At 68.1% G+C, this 16,803-nt stretch carries 16 protein-coding genes; 4 read left to right on the top strand and 12 right to left on the bottom strand.

Annotated features, from left to right (window positions below):
• Positions 1–64: 64 nt before the first annotated feature.
• From ACFXNW_RS21000 to ACFXNW_RS20990, 3 genes are read right to left on the bottom strand one after another with little or no spacing between them, the layout of a single operon-like run.
• Entirely contained in the window at positions 65–907 is an 843-nt protein-coding gene (locus ACFXNW_RS21000) for a transglutaminase domain-containing protein (RefSeq protein WP_379419396.1), read from the bottom strand.
• The gene (locus ACFXNW_RS20995) at positions 904–1,875 is read right to left on the bottom strand and encodes an alpha-E domain-containing protein (RefSeq protein WP_379419395.1); all 972 of its coding nucleotides are present in this window, start codon (positions 1,873–1,875) and stop codon (positions 904–906) included. The genes ACFXNW_RS21000 and ACFXNW_RS20995 overlap by 4 nt, the downstream gene beginning before the upstream one ends.
• Positions 1,875–3,548 (bottom strand): circularly permuted type 2 ATP-grasp protein, encoded by a 1,674-nt coding sequence (locus tag ACFXNW_RS20990; protein WP_379419394.1) that lies wholly within the window; start codon positions 3,546–3,548, stop codon positions 1,875–1,877. Before ACFXNW_RS20990 ends, ACFXNW_RS20995 begins: the two co-directional genes overlap by 1 nt.
• A 255-nt stretch (positions 3,549–3,803) precedes the next feature.
• Between ACFXNW_RS20990 and rpsT the strand changes: the two genes are divergently transcribed.
• The gene (gene rpsT, locus ACFXNW_RS20985; protein WP_379419393.1) at positions 3,804–4,064 is read left to right on the top strand and encodes a 30S ribosomal protein S20; all 261 of its coding nucleotides are present in this window, start codon (positions 3,804–3,806) and stop codon (positions 4,062–4,064) included.
• Positions 4,065–4,209: 145 nt separating this feature from the next.
• Positions 4,210–4,455: a hypothetical protein gene (locus ACFXNW_RS20980; protein WP_379419392.1), complete on the top strand. Its 246-nt coding sequence runs from the start codon at positions 4,210–4,212 to the stop codon at positions 4,453–4,455.
• 63 nt (positions 4,456–4,518) lie between these two features.
• On the opposite strand, the gene ACFXNW_RS20975 is transcribed toward ACFXNW_RS20980, so the two are convergent.
• A complete protein-coding gene (locus ACFXNW_RS20975) occupies positions 4,519–5,358 on the bottom strand; it encodes a helix-turn-helix domain-containing protein (protein WP_379419391.1) in 840 nt (279 codons plus the stop codon).
• A gap of 123 nt (positions 5,359–5,481) precedes the next feature.
• Here ACFXNW_RS20975 and ACFXNW_RS20970 point away from each other — a divergent pair, with 123 nt between their 5' ends.
• Positions 5,482–6,546 carry an aldo/keto reductase gene (locus ACFXNW_RS20970; protein WP_379419390.1) on the top strand — a complete coding sequence of 355 codons (1,065 nt, stop codon included), beginning with the start codon at positions 5,482–5,484 and terminating at the stop codon, positions 6,544–6,546.
• Positions 6,547–6,687: 141 nt separating this feature from the next.
• On the top strand, positions 6,688–6,951 hold the full coding sequence (locus ACFXNW_RS20965; protein ID WP_379419389.1) for a DUF2798 domain-containing protein: 264 nt from the start codon (positions 6,688–6,690) through the stop codon (positions 6,949–6,951).
• Between the two features lie 128 nt (positions 6,952–7,079).
• On the opposite strand, the gene holA is transcribed toward ACFXNW_RS20965, so the two are convergent.
• From holA to nadD, 8 genes are all read right to left on the bottom strand, one after another.
• Entirely contained in the window at positions 7,080–8,048 is a 969-nt protein-coding gene (gene holA / locus ACFXNW_RS20960) for a DNA polymerase III subunit delta (protein WP_379419388.1), read from the bottom strand.
• A gap of 203 nt (positions 8,049–8,251) precedes the next feature.
• Positions 8,252–11,026, bottom strand: a complete 2,775-nt coding sequence (locus tag ACFXNW_RS20955) for a ComEC/Rec2 family competence protein (protein WP_379419387.1) — start codon at positions 11,024–11,026, stop codon at positions 8,252–8,254.
• 287 nt (positions 11,027–11,313) lie between these two features.
• Positions 11,314–12,291, bottom strand: coding sequence for a ComEA family DNA-binding protein (locus tag ACFXNW_RS20950; RefSeq protein WP_379419386.1), 978 nt, complete (start codon positions 12,289–12,291; stop codon positions 11,314–11,316).
• 359 nt (positions 12,292–12,650) lie between these two features.
• Entirely contained in the window at positions 12,651–13,490 is an 840-nt protein-coding gene (locus ACFXNW_RS20945) for a DegV family protein (RefSeq protein WP_379419385.1), read from the bottom strand.
• A gap of 3 nt (positions 13,491–13,493) precedes the next feature.
• Positions 13,494–14,186: a diglucosylglycerate octanoyltransferase gene (gene octT, locus ACFXNW_RS20940; RefSeq protein ID WP_379419470.1), complete on the bottom strand. Its 693-nt coding sequence runs from the start codon at positions 14,184–14,186 to the stop codon at positions 13,494–13,496.
• An 874-nt stretch (positions 14,187–15,060) separates the two neighbouring features.
• A complete protein-coding gene (locus tag ACFXNW_RS20935; protein ID WP_379419384.1) occupies positions 15,061–15,723 on the bottom strand; it encodes a histidine phosphatase family protein in 663 nt (220 codons plus the stop codon).
• The gene (rsfS, locus tag ACFXNW_RS20930) at positions 15,720–16,124 is read right to left on the bottom strand and encodes a ribosome silencing factor (protein WP_379419383.1); all 405 of its coding nucleotides are present in this window, start codon (positions 16,122–16,124) and stop codon (positions 15,720–15,722) included. The genes ACFXNW_RS20935 and rsfS overlap by 4 nt, the downstream gene beginning before the upstream one ends.
• Positions 16,125–16,152: 28 nt before the next feature.
• Complete coding sequence (gene nadD, locus ACFXNW_RS20925) at positions 16,153–16,794, bottom strand: nicotinate-nucleotide adenylyltransferase (protein ID WP_379419382.1); 642 nt, start codon at positions 16,792–16,794, stop codon at positions 16,153–16,155.
• Positions 16,795–16,803 lie beyond the last annotated feature (9 nt).

Raw genomic sequence — 16,803 nt, 5'->3', positions numbered from 1 at the left:
CGGAGAACGCCGGATAATCCTGGGTCCCGCGGGAAAAACTGGTACGGCCGAAGTGAAAACGAACTTACGCGAGCCGAGTGATCTCCACAACAACCTCCAGATCAGTCGAGCCGCCGCCGGAGAAGATGCCTTTCAACGGCGGCACGTCCGCATAATCGCGGCCCACACCGACCGAAACGTGCTGCTCATTGACCGCAATGTTGTTGGTCGGGTCGTAGCCCCACCACATTCCGGTCCACGCCTCGATCCAGGCATGCGACTGCCCGGCGGTAGTCGCCCCGATCTCGGCGTCCGGATGCGGATGCAGATAGCCCGAAACGTATCGGCTGGGTATTCCCATGCTGCGCAACAGCACCAAGGTCAGATGCGCGTAGTCCTGACACACCCCCTGCCGTTCGGCGAACGCCTGCACCGCCGAGGTGTGCACCGAAGTGGTGCCTGCGAGATAGCGCATTTCCCGATGCACCCATTCCGCAGCGCGCACTACGGCTTTCGCGGGAGCGACACCACGGGACAGTTGCCGGGAGACAGCGGCGAGCTTGCGCTCGCGTGGCACGTAAGTGGTGGCGGCGAGCAACTCGTCGAAACGATCGCGGATCCGCTCATCACCCAGCTGATCCCAGGACAGTTCCTGGGCCGGTCGGGTGAACGGCTCGGTCTCCACCACCGACGCGCCGGTGACCTCCAGTTCGGTATGTGGCGCGTGCAGGTCGAAGGCGGTCACCGCGGTTCCCCAATAGTCGGTGTAGCGATAGGACCTGGTAGCGGGCACCGTCTCGACCCGATTCAGGATGACGTTCTGCCTGCTGTCGGCGCGCGGAGTCAGCCGCGCCTCATTGAACGACCGCGTCACCGGCGCGTCGTAGACATATCCGGTGGTGTGCACCACCCGCATCCGCCAGCTCATAGTTCGCCCACCTCCTGCATCTGCTCCCGGCTGCTGCGCAGATCCGTCCACGCCACCCAAGGCGCGGCATGGAAGTACTGCATCGCGATGGCCTCGCTGACCTCACGGCAGGTCTGCTGCAAAAGCAGCAGCCGATCCTGCAGATCCTCGAGCAGCGCTCCCGGCGGCACGAATTCCAGTTCGCTGCGCGCCCGCCCGAGTAACCGCTGCGCCTCATGCCTGGTGCCGAACCGGCTGTTGGGCCGCTGGTCGAGTTCGGCGAGGCAGGTTTCGGCCACCCGCACCGAATGAAACACCGAACGTGGGAACAACCGGTCGAGCAGGATGAACTCTGCGACCAGATGCGCGTCCAGGGCACCGCGGTGGGTGCGCAGATACGTGTCGTGCGCGCCCGCCGACCGCAGCACCGTCACCCAGGCGGGTGAGGAGGTGCGGTCACCCGCGCGCGAGAGCAGCAGGCGCACCGTCATGTCGACGCGTTCGATCGACCGTCCGAGCAGCAGAAAGCGGTAGCCGTCGTCACGACTGAGAGTTGAATCCGACAGGCCCGCGAACATGGCCGCACGGTCGGAGATGTAGTGGAAGAACTCGTGCGGGCCGAGGCCACGCGCCGCCTTCTCGGTGGCCGCAAGACCGATGTAGGTGGCGTTGAGACACTCCCACATCTCGCTCGATGTCACTTCCCGTGCACCCCTGGCGTTTTCGCGGGCATTGGCGACCGAGTCGATGATCGAGCCACCGTGATCGCGGCTGAACGCCACCAGATCGGTCACCGACCAGACATCGAGCGTCCCGGCCGGTGGCTCGATACCGAGCACGCGAAGCAGCACCCGCGAGGTGCGGTCGGGGTCGACGGTGGCGTCCTCGAGCAGCTGATGCACGGCGACGTCGAGGATGCGAGCGGTGTCGTCGGCGCGCTCGACGTAGCGGCCGATCCAGTACAGCGATTCCGCATTGCGCGCCAGCATCACTGTTCCTGCTGCTGCTGTTGCTGCTGCAGGGTGGCCTGAGCCGCGGTGAGTTCGCGGCCCGATTCGAACGCGTCGGCCTGCGGCGGGTCACCGACCAGTTCGGCTCCGGCCAGTTCCCGGTCCGCGCGCGAGGTCCGTGGCGACAGCACCCAGGTGTCTTTGCTGCCGCCGCCCTGGCTGGAGTTGACGACCAGCGAGCCCGCGGGCAAGGCCACCCTGGTCAGGCCGCCGGGCAGCACCCAGACGTCGTCGCCGTCGTTCACGGCGAAGGGCCGCAGATCCACATGCCGCGGCACCAACTCGTCGCCGACCTTCGTCGGCACCGTGGACAGCTGCACCACCGGTTGCGCGATCCAGCCCCGCGGATCGGCTCTGATCTTGCGGCGGGCGGCCTCGAGTTCCCGTGCGCTCGCATCCGGCCCGATGACGATGCCATAGCCGCCGGAGCCTTCCACCGGCTTGACCACCAGATCCGCGATCCGGTCCAGGACCTCGGCGCGTTCGTCGTCGAGCCAGCAGCGGTAGGTGTCGACGTTGGGCAGAATCGGCTTCTCGCCGAGGTAGTACTCGATGATCGCCGGCACGTAGGTGTAGCTGAGTTTGTCGTCGCCGACGCCGTTGCCCACCGCGTTGGCGATCACGACATTGCCCGCGCGCGCCGCGTTCAGCACGCCCGCGACGCCGAGCACCGAATCCGGCCGGAAATGCATGGGGTCGAGATAGGGGTCGTCGATGCGTCGGTAGATCACGTCGACCTGACGTTCGCCGGCGGTGGTCCGCATGTAGACGACGTTGTCGCGGCAGAACAGGTCACGTCCCTCGACCAGTTCGACACCCATCTGGCTGGCCAGCAGCGAATGTTCGAAATAGGCGGAGTTGTGCACTCCCGGGGTGAGCACGACGACGGTGGGATCGGCCTCGTTCGGCGCCGCCGAGGCACGCAGCGCCCGCAGCAGGTGGCTCGCGTAATCGCCGACCGCGCGCACTCGATGCGAGGCGAACAGGTCGGGGAAGACCCGCGCCATGGTGCGGCGGTTCTCCATCACATAGGACACCCCCGACGGTGAACGCAGATTGTCCTCCAGCACCCGGAACGCGCCCCGCTCGTCACGAATCAGGTCGATACCCGCCACGTGGATGCGCACGCCGTTGGGCGCGGCCAGGCCCGCCGCCTCTCGATGGAAGTGGCGGCACGAGCTGACCAGCCGCTTCGGGATGACCCGGTCACGCAGAATGTTCTGCTCGCCGTAGACATCGGCCAGAAACATCTCCAGCGCCCGCACCCGCTGCTTTATGCCGCGCTCGAGTTTGGCCCACTCCGCGGCCGCGATCACCCGTGGCACCAGATCCAGCGGAAACGGGCGTTCCTGGCCCGACAGCGAGAACGTGATGCCCTGGTCGATGAACGCGCGGTCGAGCGCATCGGACCTCGCCGCCAGATCCGCGGCATCGATGGGTGCCAGCGCCGCATGGATCCCTTTGTAGGGCGATCGCGCCCGGCCGTCGGCGGCGAACATCTCGTCGAACGCGGCGGCGAACCGGCCCGGCCCATAACCGTCGAACAACACGGCCGGGCCTCGTCGGCTGTGACCACCTACCCGTCTGCCTGCCCGGACCGGGCGGACCTGCGCGACGGGTCGAGCCGGGCGGGGCGGCGAGATACGGGTCATTCCGAAATCGTGCATCACCCAGCGGCGATGCCGGGTGAGACACACGTAAACTTCTCGCATCCCGATGACGGATCTCGCGATGGCGCTCACCACGGCCTTTCGGTGGTCGACACCGATTTCGTGTGCCGCGAGGGTGCTGGTACCCTCGATCTTCGGCGCAGCGTTACCCATACCCGGCGTAATCGCAGGGCACGATGCGCGCTACCAGACTTCAAAGACAGCCATCAGCGACAAAGGAAACCAGAGGATACAGGCGTGGCCAACATCAAGTCCCAGATGAAGCGGATCCGGACCAACGAGGAAGCGCGTCAGCGCAACCAGTCGGTGAAGTCCGCGCTGCGCACCGCCGTCCGTAGCTTCCGCGAGGCCGCCGCCGCAGGCGACAAGGAAGCCGCCGGTGAGCGCCTGCGTTTCGTGAGCCGCAAGCTCGACAAGGCCGCCTCCAAGGGCGTCATCCACGCCAACCAGGCCGCCAACAAGAAGTCCGCGCTCTCGGTGGCCTTCAACAAGATCTGATTTCCCGGTACCGCCAGGTACCGTCTCGACGCTCCAGCCGCCGCGGCCACGACGACCGCGGCGGCTTTCGCTGTCTGCGCAGCTCGACCCCGCATTACTCGCGGTGCGCGGCATGCTGTCGGTTAGCTGACGTACGATTCGCCCCATGGTGACCCTGTATGCGAATCAGACCGTGGTGCGTGCCGAGGACCTCCCGGAGGTGATCCGCGCCGCCGAGGTGCTCAATATCGGGGTGAAGATCGAGAACGTGGCCGTGCCCCTCGGCGACGACACCTACTCGATGGAATGGATCGTCACCCGCGACGAGGAAGCGCCCGCCTACGAGGAGTGGGACGGCCGCTACGAGGAGGCCGACGACGAGGATCCGGCCGAACTCATCGTCGTCGAATAGCGCGTACCCCTCCGCCCCTGTCCCCTCGGCCCGCTGTCGTGCACAGCGGGCCGACCGCCGTTCTCAGCTCGGGTCGGCAGCGGCGAGGCGGTCGAGGGCCCGCTGCGACGCGGCATCGGCGGCCCGGTAGATGATCAGCCGCTGATCGGTCTCCTGGAGTGGCATCAGCACCTCGAAATCGACCGCGACCAGACCGGCCACCGGATGGTTCATCCGTTTGCGCCCGCGGCCGCGCACCCGCACGTCGCGTTCGGCCCACGCCCGGGCGAACTCGGGGCTGCGGGCGCTGAAATCGGCGACCAGATCAGCCAGCGCTTGATCCTCTGGATGCGCCGCCCAAGCCGCACGCAAGTCGGCGATGCCCTCGCGGATGATCTGTTCGCGGTCGGCATAGAAATCACGCATGCCCGGATGCAACAGGCACAACCACATGGTGTTGCGCTGCGCGGGCGGTAGCTCATCGAAATCGACCAATAACCTGGTCATTTCTCGGTTCCAGGCCAGGATGTCGTAGCGATGGTCGACCAGCATCGCGGGCAGCGGCGAGAGATCCTCGACCAGCACTGCCAGCGCGGGAGCCGGGACCGTGCTCGGTTTGTCGGCGTAGGGCTGCCGCTGCTGGGCCAGGTCGAACAGGTAGGCCGTCTCGTCGAGGTTCAACCGCAGCGCCCGCGCCAGGGCTTCCAGTACCTCGGCGGACGGGCGCAGCCCACGCCCTTGTTCCAGCCGCACGATGTAGTCGGTGCTCACCCCCGCCAGTTCCGCGACCTCCTCGCGGCGCAGGCCCGGTGTACGGCGAGCTTGTTTGCGGATCGGCAAACCCAGGTCGGTGGGCGTCAACCGTTCCCGCCGTACACGGAGGAAGGCGCCGAGTTCCTGCGTCGCGTTCATCGTCCCCGTCATCGTGCTCGATCTTACGGCCGGCCGAGGGTGGGACCGGCTTTCCCAGGAAGAGCTCTCCCTTTCCGCAGGGTTCGCAGACCAACAGACTCGTGTCGACGCACAACGCACACGACAGGAGCCCGCATGAGTACCACCCTCGACACCTACCGGACCCTCGGCCGTTCGGGCCTGCGGGTATCGCCGCTGTCACTGGGAACGATGACCTTCGGCGCGGACTGGGGCTGGGGCGCCGACAAGGACGAGGCGCGCAAGATCTTCGATGCCTACCTCGATCGAGGCGGCAACTTCATCGACACCGCAAGCCAGTACACCGACGGCAGCTCCGAACAGCTGCTCGGTGAGTTCACCACTGCCAACCGGGAATCGCTGGTACTGGCAACGAAATACACCATGCTCCGCCGCCCCGGCGACCCGAACTCCGGCGGTAACCACCGCAAAAGCATGTTCGCCTCGGTCGAGGCGAGCCTGCGCCGGTTGAACACCGACTACATCGACCTGCTCTACCTGCATGCCTGGGATTTCCTGACCCCAGTGGAGGAGATCCTGCGCGCCATGGACGATCTGGTGCGCGCGGGCAAGGTGCTCTACGTGGGCATCTCCGACACACCGGCCTGGCAGGTTGCGCGCATGCAGGCCATCGCCGATCTGCGTGGGTGGTCTCCGTTGATCGCGTTGCAGATCGAGTACAGCCTCATCGAACGCACCGTCGAGCGCGAGCTGATTCCCATGGCTACCGAACTCGGACTCGGCGTCATTCCCTGGTCACCGCTGGGCAGCGGGGTGCTCACCGGCAAGTACACGCGCGCGGATCTCGCCGATGCAGCGTCGGCGTCGCCCGCCGGGTCACGCAAGAACGTCGCCGCGGCCAGTGGTGCGTTGGCCGAACGTGGGCTGGCAATCGCCGACGTGGTCGGTGCGGTGGCCGGTGAGCTGGGTCGGTCGCCTGCGCAGGTGGCCATCGCCTGGACGCTGCGTAATCCGAGCGTGGCCTCCCCCATCGTCGGTGCCCGCACCGCCGCGCAGCTGGAGGACAACCTGGGCGCGCTGGATGTCGAGTTCGACGCCGGGCAGCTCGCCCGGCTGGAACAGGCCAGCGCTGTCGAACTCGGGTTCCCGCACGATTTCCTGGCCAGGCCGATGACCCGCGGCGTCACTTTCGGCGATCTGAAGATCGAGGGCGCCGCCTGAGCGGTGACGGGTTGCGTCGCGGCGCCGGGCCTGGTTAGGCTCGGTCCCGCGACATCCGGTCGCCGTAAGCGTTCACGTGAATCAACGCACCGGCCCCGCCCGCTGGCGTGGTCGTTGCCGACGAACGTTTACGGAGTACCGATGAATTCCGCGAATCCCTCTTCTCGCACCATCTTCGAGCGCGTCAAGCTGCCCGCCCGCGCCGCATCCTTCGTCCTGCCACTGCTGCTGTCGCTGCTGATGACCTGCATCGTCTCGTTGATCAGCACAGTGATGAGCGACGGCCTCGCGGTCGGGCTCTGGCTGCGGTCGTGGGCAGTGTCCTGGCCGATCGCATTTCCGACCTTGCTGTTGGTGCTGCCGATCGTGCGGCGGATCACCATGCTGGTCGTGCGGACAGCGTAAAGGCCTGGCGCACAGGGTTGTCGGCCGCGGCACGTAGCTGCCTGCCGCGGCTCAGCGCGATCGCGCCGGCGCCGACACACCACCGCGACCTACCGAGGCGGCGGGCCTTTCCTCTCCGATACCGCGGATCACCGACCGTGCAGGTCGAGAATCTGCATGACCGCATGCTCGAGGGCGAAGGATGAATCCGCCGCTCCGCCTTTGACGTCGGCGTTCAACGTCGCCACTACCTGCAGTGCGGTGCCGATGGTGGCGGGTGTCCAGCCGCGCGATTGTGCCTGGGCCTTCTTCACCTTCCACGGCGGCATGCCGAGCGGACCGGCCAGCTTGAACGGGTCTCCACGTCCGGCCGAACCGACCTTGGCGATGGTGTGCACCGAATCGGCCAGCGCGTCGGCCAGCAGCACATGCGGCACACCCCGATCATCGGCCCAGCGCAGCGCCTCCATCGCGCCCGGCCGATCACCTGTCACCGCCAGCTCTGCCACATCGAACCCGGATACTTCGGCCTTGCCGGAGTAGTAGCGCCGCACCGCCGCGACGTCGATCTTGCCGCCGGTGTCGGAGGCCAGCTGTGAACTGGCCGCCGCCAACTCCCGCAGGTCCGAACCGACCGCCTCGAGCACGACCTGCACGACTTCACCGGAGACCCGTGCGCCGGCGGCACGGAACTCCGCGCGGACGAACTCGGCTCGCTCGGACGCCTTACTGAGCTTGGCGCAGTTGTGCACCTCGGCCCCTGCCTTCTGCAAGGCCGGTGCCAGCGCTTTGGCACGCCCCCCACCGGAGTGCAGCACCATGAGCACCACCCCGTCGGGTGGGTCGCCCGCGGCCTCGGTGATCACCGCGACCGCATCCTTACCCGCCTCCGCAGCGGATTCCAGAATGATCACCCGGTCCTCGGCGAACAGCGACGGACTCAGCAGCTCGGCCAGTTCGGCGGTGCTGGCCTCGCCCGCTCGAAGGCGATCCACCGGCACCCCCTCCGGATCCGGCGACCCAGCCCTGACCTGCGCGGTCACACTCGCGACCGCACGTTCGATCAGCAACTCCTCGTCCCCGAGCACCAGGTGGACCGCCGCAGGTCGTTCGCTCACGCCCCCGATCCTACGGTCGGCCTCCGACAGGGTCCGGCGGCCGGGCGGGTTCGTGGCCGAGCGGGTTCGTGGCCGAGTGGGTTCGTGGCCGAGCGGGTTCGTGGCCGAGCGGGTTCGTGGCCGACAGCAGTCGAGGGCTGATGCAGCCCGTTCAGGCCGGAGCGCACAAGCCTACCGACGGGACACGGCAAAGGCGTGGCAGTCTACGTGGAGTCGATTCGCTGTCGGGACACCCGGAGTCCGTTGAACTTCCTCGGCGGCGCACGCCCACCGGGAACCTGCCGTGCCCCGACCAGGCGATGATGAGGTCGTCGCGATCGTCGCGCGGGGGCGGCACCCGCCGTGCGGACTTCCAGATTGCCACCGTCGACGCCGACGGCAATGGCGCCGTCGCGGTCGGTGCGCGCGATGGTGGCGCCCAGTGATTCCAGGTTCGCGAGCACGTCCGGATGTGGATGCCCGAAGGTGTTATCGGCGCCGGCGCTGACGATCGCCAGGCGCGGGCGCACCACGCGCAAGAACTCGGGTGCGGTGGTGCGCGAACCATGGTGTGGGACCTTGAGGATGTCGGCTCGGAGCTGCACACCTGCGCTGATCAGTGATTTCTGGGCGCCGGCTTCGATGTCACCGGTGAGAAGGACACGACCGGCGGCGGTGTCCGCGGCCAGGACGACCGAGCGATCGTTGGCGGTATCGAGGTCGAGCGGACCCGCCCGTCGAGTGAATGGTGCTGCCGGTGCGAGTACTTCCAAGACGAGCGCGCCGACAGCGACTCGACAGCCGGCGGTCAGCTCGACCACCGGTATGCCCGCCCGTTGCACGGCTCGCGCCACCTCGGCGGCACCGCCCTCCTGGGTGTCGCCCTCGTGATTGCCGCCGTCACGCTGGTTGCCCTCGTCTCGGCCCGACTCGTCGTGGCCCGCCTCATTGCGCTCATCCTCACTGCGGCCCGGCTCGCTGCGGTCGACCTCGTGGGCCGATCGACGGGCATCGATCGGATTGCTCGAATTCGGCGGCTGGGTCAGCGGCGGATCGGACGAGCGGTCGGGCCCGTGGTGCGATGATCGGAACCCTTGCACGGCTGCTGTTCTCGGTTGCCTCGCGGAGTGGTCGGGTGGCATGCCGCATGGCACCGGAGCTTGCGGCGTCTGCGCTTCCCTGAGCTCGGCCGCTTCCCGGCCGTTCGGGAGATCAGCACGGCTCCGGGCGGGAAATTCCCCCGGACCGACCGCGACAGCAGCAACCTCGCGGCCTTCCAGCACACCATCGAGCCCGCCGATGTGGTCGGCATGCGGGTGGGTCAGAACCAGCAGCGGTATTCGGGTGATATCGAGCCGGTCCAGGCAAGTACGGATCGTGCGCGGGTCGGGCCCGGCATCGACGACGACAGCACTGCCGGGGCCGGTCGCCAATGCCAGGCCGTCACCCTGACCTACGTCGCAGGCGGCGAGGACCCATCCGTCGGGCGGCCAGCCGGAGAACCAGCACCGCACCGGGATCAGGGCCGCGGCCGCACCCAGCACGACCGCCGCCGCAAGTCTGCGTACCAGCACGGACCGCAGTAGCCAGATCCCCACGCCGACGATCGCACAGGCGATCAGTCCACCGCTCGAACCTCCCGGCACCGCGACCGTCGCGCCAGGTATCGCGGCGCAATACTCGGCGACCCACAGCAACCACCACATCGGCGGCGCCGCACATCGCAGCGCGAGTTCGGCCAGCGGCATCCAAGCCGACGCCAGCACCGCGCCCGCGGCGCCGATCACGGTGATCGGCGCGATGACGGGCGCGACAAGGATATTCGCGACCACGGCTACCAGGCTGATCTTGCCGCTCAACGCCACGATGATCGGTGTGGTCACCACGAACGCGGCCGCCGACACCGCGACGATCTCCGCCGGCAATCGCCACAATCCCTTGGTCTGCAACCACTCTGCCCAACCGGGTGCCAGCAGAATCAACGCGCCGGTCGCCACTACCGAGAGAGCGAACCCCGCCGAAACCGCCAGTGCCGGCCACACCGCAAGTAGTCCGATCACCGCCGCGCACAAGGCGGGCAAGGCTTGTCGCCGCCTGCCGGTCAGCAGTGCCAGCAACGTGACCCCACCCATGGCTGCGGCCCGCAGAACACTCGGGTCCGGCCGCGCGATGACGACGAACATCAGCAAGGCGACAGCCGCGACAACCACTGTCATCAGCGGACCGAGGGTGAGTAGTCGGGTGAGGAACAGCGCGACCGACAACAGGATTGTGAAATTCGCGCCGCTGACGACCGTCAAGTGTTGCAGACCAGCGGTTTCGAAGTCACGGCGAACGTCATCGGAGAGTGCGGAGGTGTCCCCGACGACGAGCGCGGGCAGCGACCCGGCGGCCGCAGCGGGTAACGCCGCGGCAGACGCCGCGACCAGCTCCGCCCGCACCGAACCCGCGAGCCGCTGCCACCAAGGCAGTGGACCCGCGGCGGCGGGATCGCTGAGGGCGCGCAAAGTCACCACGGTCAGATCTCGCATCCGGGGTGGGGAAGATCTGGCACGAAATTCGATCGGCTGCCCAGGCAGTAACTCCGACCACGCCTGCCCGGTAGCCAGAATCACCACCGCGCCACCGGCCCGCACGACGGTCGAACCATGCTGATACTCCCGCAGGCTCGCCCGCACCAGCCACGTGCGTTCACCTCCGAATGTCGCACCCCGCACCGGTTTCGGATCATCGACCGGCGTCACCACCACTCGCACCGACGCGCCCGCCGCCACCGCCCGCAGTGGATGCGTCTGAACCCGGTGATCGCGCCAGGCGGCGGCCACCGCGAACCCCGCTCCCAGCACCACAGCACCCAGCGCGACCAGCGCAACCGCCCGCCACCGCTCCCGCCGATGCGCCACCGCCCACATCAACCCGACCCACAACCCGATCGCCGCCATTGTCGCCCCCACCGCGACCATCACCCCGACCTGCCACCCGGCGCTGAGCACCAGCACGGTCACTCCCCAGCAGCACACCGCCGCCGGAAGCAATCGGGCGTCGAGCCTGGTCTCCGCCGCCGCACCGTCCCCCGACTCCCCGACACCTGGCTTCCCATTGCCCCGGTCTCCGCGACCGAACGCCTCACTGTCCCGCCTCTCTGGGCCGTACTCCCCGAAACCTGGCTCCGTCGTCTCTGCGCGGCCGGTAACTCGACCTGGACCGTCCCGAACCGCCCGCCTTGCGCCGCCGGCGAAGCGCACTGGTCTACCGCTTGCTTCGGCGGCCGCCCCGGCTGATGGCTTCATATCGTCACCAGGTCGCGGAGCCGGGCCAGGCGGGCGGGGCCGATACCATCCACGTCACCCAGTTGCTCGAGATCGGTGAAGCGGCCGTTCGTGGTGCGCCAAGCGATGATGGCGCGGGCGGTGACGGGGCCGATGCCGGGGAGGGCATCGAGGTCGGATTCGGTGGCGGAGTTGAGGTTCACCCGCATGGCCGGGCCCGAGGAAGTGGTAGAGCCGGGCGCGGTCGAACTCGCGGTCCCGGGTCCACGGTCGGATGCCCCAATGGTGGTGCTGCCGAGACGGGGTACGCCGGGCTCGGCGGCGACGGTTCCGACTATCACCTGATCGCCGTCGGCCAGCCGCTGGGCGAGGTTGATCCCGGCCAGGTCGGCGCCTTCACGAGCCCCGCCGGCGGCAGCCACCGCGTCGGCGACCCTGGCTCCGGGCGGGACGCGCACCAACCCGGAGTTGTGTACCAGGCCGACCACGCTCACCACCAGCTCGGTAGTGGCAGCATCCGGCGCGGAATTCGATGTCGCGGCCGCGGGTGTAGCCGGACCGCCGCCATACGGTGGTGCCCCCGGTACCGGCGCGGCGGTGTACACCGCCGCGACCGACGGGACCTGTTGCGCGACGGGCCGTTCCCACAGCACCACCACGACCGCGACCAGCGCGGCCACCAGGCCCACCCCGGCCATCGCCAACACCCCACGGCGACCCGGGTCCATCCGCGTCCGCCGAGAACGCGACGGCACCAGGCGGTCCCGCCGGCGACCGCCTGGCCCGCCCGGATCGTCCAGCCAACCGGGCGCCTTCACCTCGCCCACCTCGTCGAGGTCATCGAGTTCTTTCGGCGGGTCGTCGGGTGGGAGCTCATCGAAGTTCCATCGCCCAGGCTTGGCGTCGGCTACCGAATCCGGAGAGCCCCCTGCGCCTTCCGGGCGTTCTGCTGAATTGCCCGGCCGATCCGGTGCGTCTGGCCCGGCTCCGCCCATCCGTGCACCGGTTGCCGGCCGTCGCTCCCGCCCGGAATTCCCCTCCCACTCCGGGTGGGATGTCGCGACCGAATTCGCGATACTTCCCGCTGGCATCGATGTGGCAGATCCCGCCGCTGCACGCGTGGCTCCGACCCGCGCGGTCAGTACGCCGAGTCGTTCCCGGATCCGTTCGCGTTCCTCGTGTCGTGACATGGCGGCAACGCTAGGGCCGGCCACACACGGTCGACCGGGGCCGACCAGGTATTTCGAGAAACCTGTGGATAACTGCGAGGCTGTGCACAACTCGCGCGGACACGCCGGTTCAGCGGCCGGACACAGATTTCCGATCGTTCACCGGATGCGACGATTCGCCCGTGTCAGCACCCACCGGGCAAGACGAGCACACCTACCGCCCCGACGCCGAGATGAACGGCCAGCGCCGGCCCGAACTCGGCGGTGATCACCTCATCCACGCCTGGGACCAGCTCGCGCAATTGCGCGGCCAGCGTATCGGCGGCATCCGGGGCGCCCAGATGTTGCACCGCCACCGCCGCACCGTCCTCGCCCGCCGCATCCACGGCGGCGGCGATCAGCTTCGCGTAGGCCTTGGAACGGGTGCGCACCTTCTCGCGCAGTTCCAGCTTGCCCCCGACGATCTGCAACAACGGCTTGGTGACCAGCTCGCTGCCGAAGAACGAGGCCGCGGAACTGAGCCGTCCGCCCCGGCGCAACTGCTCGGTCCGGTTCACCAGAATGAAGGTCCTTGCCCGCGCCGCCGCGGCGACAGCGGCGTCGTAGACCACGTCCAAGGCTGCGCCGGTGCACGCGCGCCGGGCCGCCGCCAATACCGGCAGACCAGTGGCCAATCCGGCACCGAGCGAATCGACGAGCCGCACCCGGTCGGAGGCATCCATATCGCGTACGGCCTGCCTGCCCGCTTCCCAGGTGCCCGACAGCTGGCGCGACAGATGCACGGCGACCACACCGTCGCCCTCACTGCGGGCCAATGCCGATTCATAGGCGGCACGCAGCTCGCCGGGCGAGGGCGCCGAGGTGGTCACGGTGTCGGAGCCGTAATCGACGTCCAGATCGTCGACACCCTCGCGGACCGCTCGGTCGCCGACCAGAACATGCAGCGGCACAACGCCTATGCCCAGCTCGCTCACGAGGTCGGCGGGCAGGCTCGCGGACGAATCGGTGACGACCACGACGGCCACGGACTACCGAACCTCCTGCAGGGTCTTCACCATCGCATTCGCCACGGCGGTGTGCCCATCCCAGCCCCAATGGATGCCGTCGGGGTTGGCAGCATCAGAGAAGATGTTCTCGCGTACCGCTTCCCCGAGGTCGACCAGCGGCACCGAAGTCCGGCCCGACCACGCCCGCAGGGCACGCACCGCGCGCTCACGGCCGCGATGAACCCGCCCGTACGCATCGCAGTTGTGCACCGAGGGCAGCACAGCCACGACGGGAAGTTCCGGACGCAACTGCGCCAGCGCCTCCCGCGACTGCTCGAGATAGCTCACGCTGATCTTCGGCGGAAGTGCCACGGGCCGACCGAGTTTCGACAGTTTGGGCTGCAACCACTGGTAGGCCGACCGCACCCCGCGCCGCAGGGCGGGCGGACGCACGTAGCGGATCATTTCCCGCAGCGCCGTCGGCAACGGCGAGGGCAGACTGTCCATGCCACCCACGGCGAATACCACAGCACCGGCACGCGGCACGGCCGCCCACACCCGCGGATCACCGATCAAGGCCCAATACCCGTCGCGGCAGGTCCAGCCGATCCGCGCGACCAGCTCGACATCCCAATCCAGTTCGGCACCCACCAGATTCGGCCAGATGCGGGGATGGTCGGCGGGCAGGCCACCTTCGGGCCCGAAGTAGGACAGCGAGTCCGCGATCACCAGCAGGACCGGACGCGGAGTGTCCCGCGATGTCGCAACGGCGCGCTCTGTCCCAGCCGTCGCGAGCTCCCCGTTCGCCGGAGAGTCGGTCTCGGCGTCGGCGGTGGGCTCGATCTGCGCGATATCGGCGCCTTCGACATCGCCCACGGGCTCGGTCGATCCGGCAGCTTCGGCCTCGGCGTCAATCGACCCAGCAACCGGATCGGCCGCGTCATCGACCGCGGGCTCGTCGGTCTCCGCGTTAGCAACGGTCGCGCCGTCGGCGGAAACCTCGGCATCTGCTGCCTGCTCGATCGCGGTACCGGAATCACCAGTCGTTGGTTCCGTCAGGAGCGAGCCGGACGCAGATTCGGGCCGATCACGGTTCGAGGATGCACTCGCCTCAGCCACCGTATCGGCATCGACAATGTCCGCCGCAGCCTGGTCCGGCACCGCGACAACAGGACTCACCGCGTCGCCAGGTGCGAGATCGGATCGGTCCGCGTCGTCCACGACCGACGATTTCGGCTCGGAGTCGGCCGCCAGAGCCACCGATTCGACGGCCGCAATCGCATCTTCCGACGGTCCGTCCGCGATAGGCGCAACCCCGTCCGCCTCGGCCGAGCTCACCGGCAAACCGGCGACCGCCGCAGCGATCTCACCCGGATTCCCCTGCTCGGCCGCAGAATTCACGTCTCCGTCGACCGCATCCGGCGGTTCGGTCGGGGGCTCCGGCACGACCTCCGCGCCCGCGCCGGACCTATCGGCTGCGGGGACGTTCTCCGGTGTTGGCACCGGTGGCGGAGTCGGCGGCGGCCCGAACAGGGCATCCGGGAGGGCACGTTCCGGCTTGGCGGAAACCTTCCGGAACAGTTCGTCCGGCACTTGCCGGAGGGGCTCTTCAGAGGACATCGGGAGCTACCTTCGCCGCTGCGTTCCACACATCGAGGCGCCAGCCGGGCTGGTCGATGCTCGGACCGTGGCTGCTCAGCTGCACCCAACTGGTGTTGGCCAGGCCACCGAGGGCGGGCCAGCTCCGTGGCGGCAGGTCGAGCAGCGCGGCCGTGAGGGCGGCGATCAGCCCGCCGTGCGCCACCAGGATGATAGTCCCGCCGGGCCAATCCTGCCGCTCGGCGAACAGTTCTCGCACCACCGGCAGCGATCGCGCGCCGACCTCGAGTTTGCTCTCGCCATTGGGTGGGGTGAAGCTCGCATCGAGCCGCCACGCCACCCGCGCACCGGGATAGCCCGCGTCGACCTCGATGTGGTCGAGCCCCTCCCAATCACCGAGGTTGGTCTCACGCAGACGTGGATCGCGGACCACCTCGATCCCGGTGTGATCGGCCAACGCCACCGCGGTCTCGTAGGCGCGCTTGAGATCGGAAGACACGATGGCGATCGCATTGTGTGTCACCAGCTCTCGCGCCGCCTCCTTGGCCTGGCGGCGGCCCAGTTCGGTGAGATCGGTGTCGATCTGGCCCTGCATCCGATCGATGGCATTCCATTCGGTCTGCCCGTGGCGCAACAGGATCAGCTTGCGCACATGGCTGTACTTCGAACTCACTCGCCATCCTCGGAAGTCGCCGCGTCGGTGGCCGCCGGCACGGCGATGCCGTCGACCGGAACCACCGGGCAGTCCTTCCACAAGCGTTCCAGCGCATAGAAGTTGCGCTCGTCGTTGTGCTGGATGTGCACGACGACGTCGACGTAATCCAGCAGCGCCCAGCGGCCCTCGCGGGTGCCTTCGCGCCGCACCGGCTTGTGTCCGGCGGCGCGCAGTTTCTCCTCGACGTTGTCGACGATCGCGTTGACCTGACGTTCGTTGGGCGCGGACGCGATCACGAAGCAGTCGGTGATCACCAACTGCTCGGACACATCGAGCACCACGACATCGGAAGCCAGCTTTTCATCGGCTGCCCGTGCGGCCACCTGCGCCATCTCCACCGCTTCGACAGAGGCCGTCATGCTCGCACCTCGCTGCGCTCGCTCACGCTCAGCTACCTTCCGCTCCTGCAGGCACATACAGGTGCCGCTTCGATATGTATTGCACGACGCCGTCGGGGACGAGGTACCAGACCGGCCGGTTCTCAGCGGCGCGGCGGCGGCATTCGCTCGACGAGATCGCCAAGGCCGGGATCTCGATCATGGTCACCGCATCATTCGGAAGATCACGCAGATGCTCCTCGAGATGATCGGTGTGCAGTTCGTAGCCCGGACGGCTCACCCCGACAAACCTCGCCAGGTCGAACAGTTCCGCCCAATCCTGCCACGTCAGGATATTGGCCAGCGCGTCCGCTCCGGTGATGAAGTACAGCTCGGCATCCGGATGCTGTGATCGCAGGTCACGCAGGGTGTCGACGGTGTAGGTGACCCCGCCGCGGTCGATATCGGCCCTGCTGACCGAGAACCGCGGATTGGATGCCGTCGCGATGACGGTCATCAGGTAGCGGTCCTCGGCCGGGCTGACCAGCTTGTCCACCTTCTGCCATGGCTGTCCCGTTGGCACGAAGACGACCTCGTCGAGGTCGAACCGGTTGGCGACCTCGCTGGCGGCGACCAGGTGGCCGTGGTGGATGGGGTCGAATGTTCCGCCCATCACCCCGAGCTTGCGTCGGGGCCGGCCTGTCGTGTGCATGAGTGCCGA

Origin of the sequence: Nocardia sp. NPDC059180 (assembly GCF_042754945.1) — a bacterium.
GTDB lineage: Bacteria > Actinomycetota > Actinomycetes > Mycobacteriales > Mycobacteriaceae > Nocardia.
This window is presented reverse-complemented; position numbering and strand designations above follow the sequence as displayed.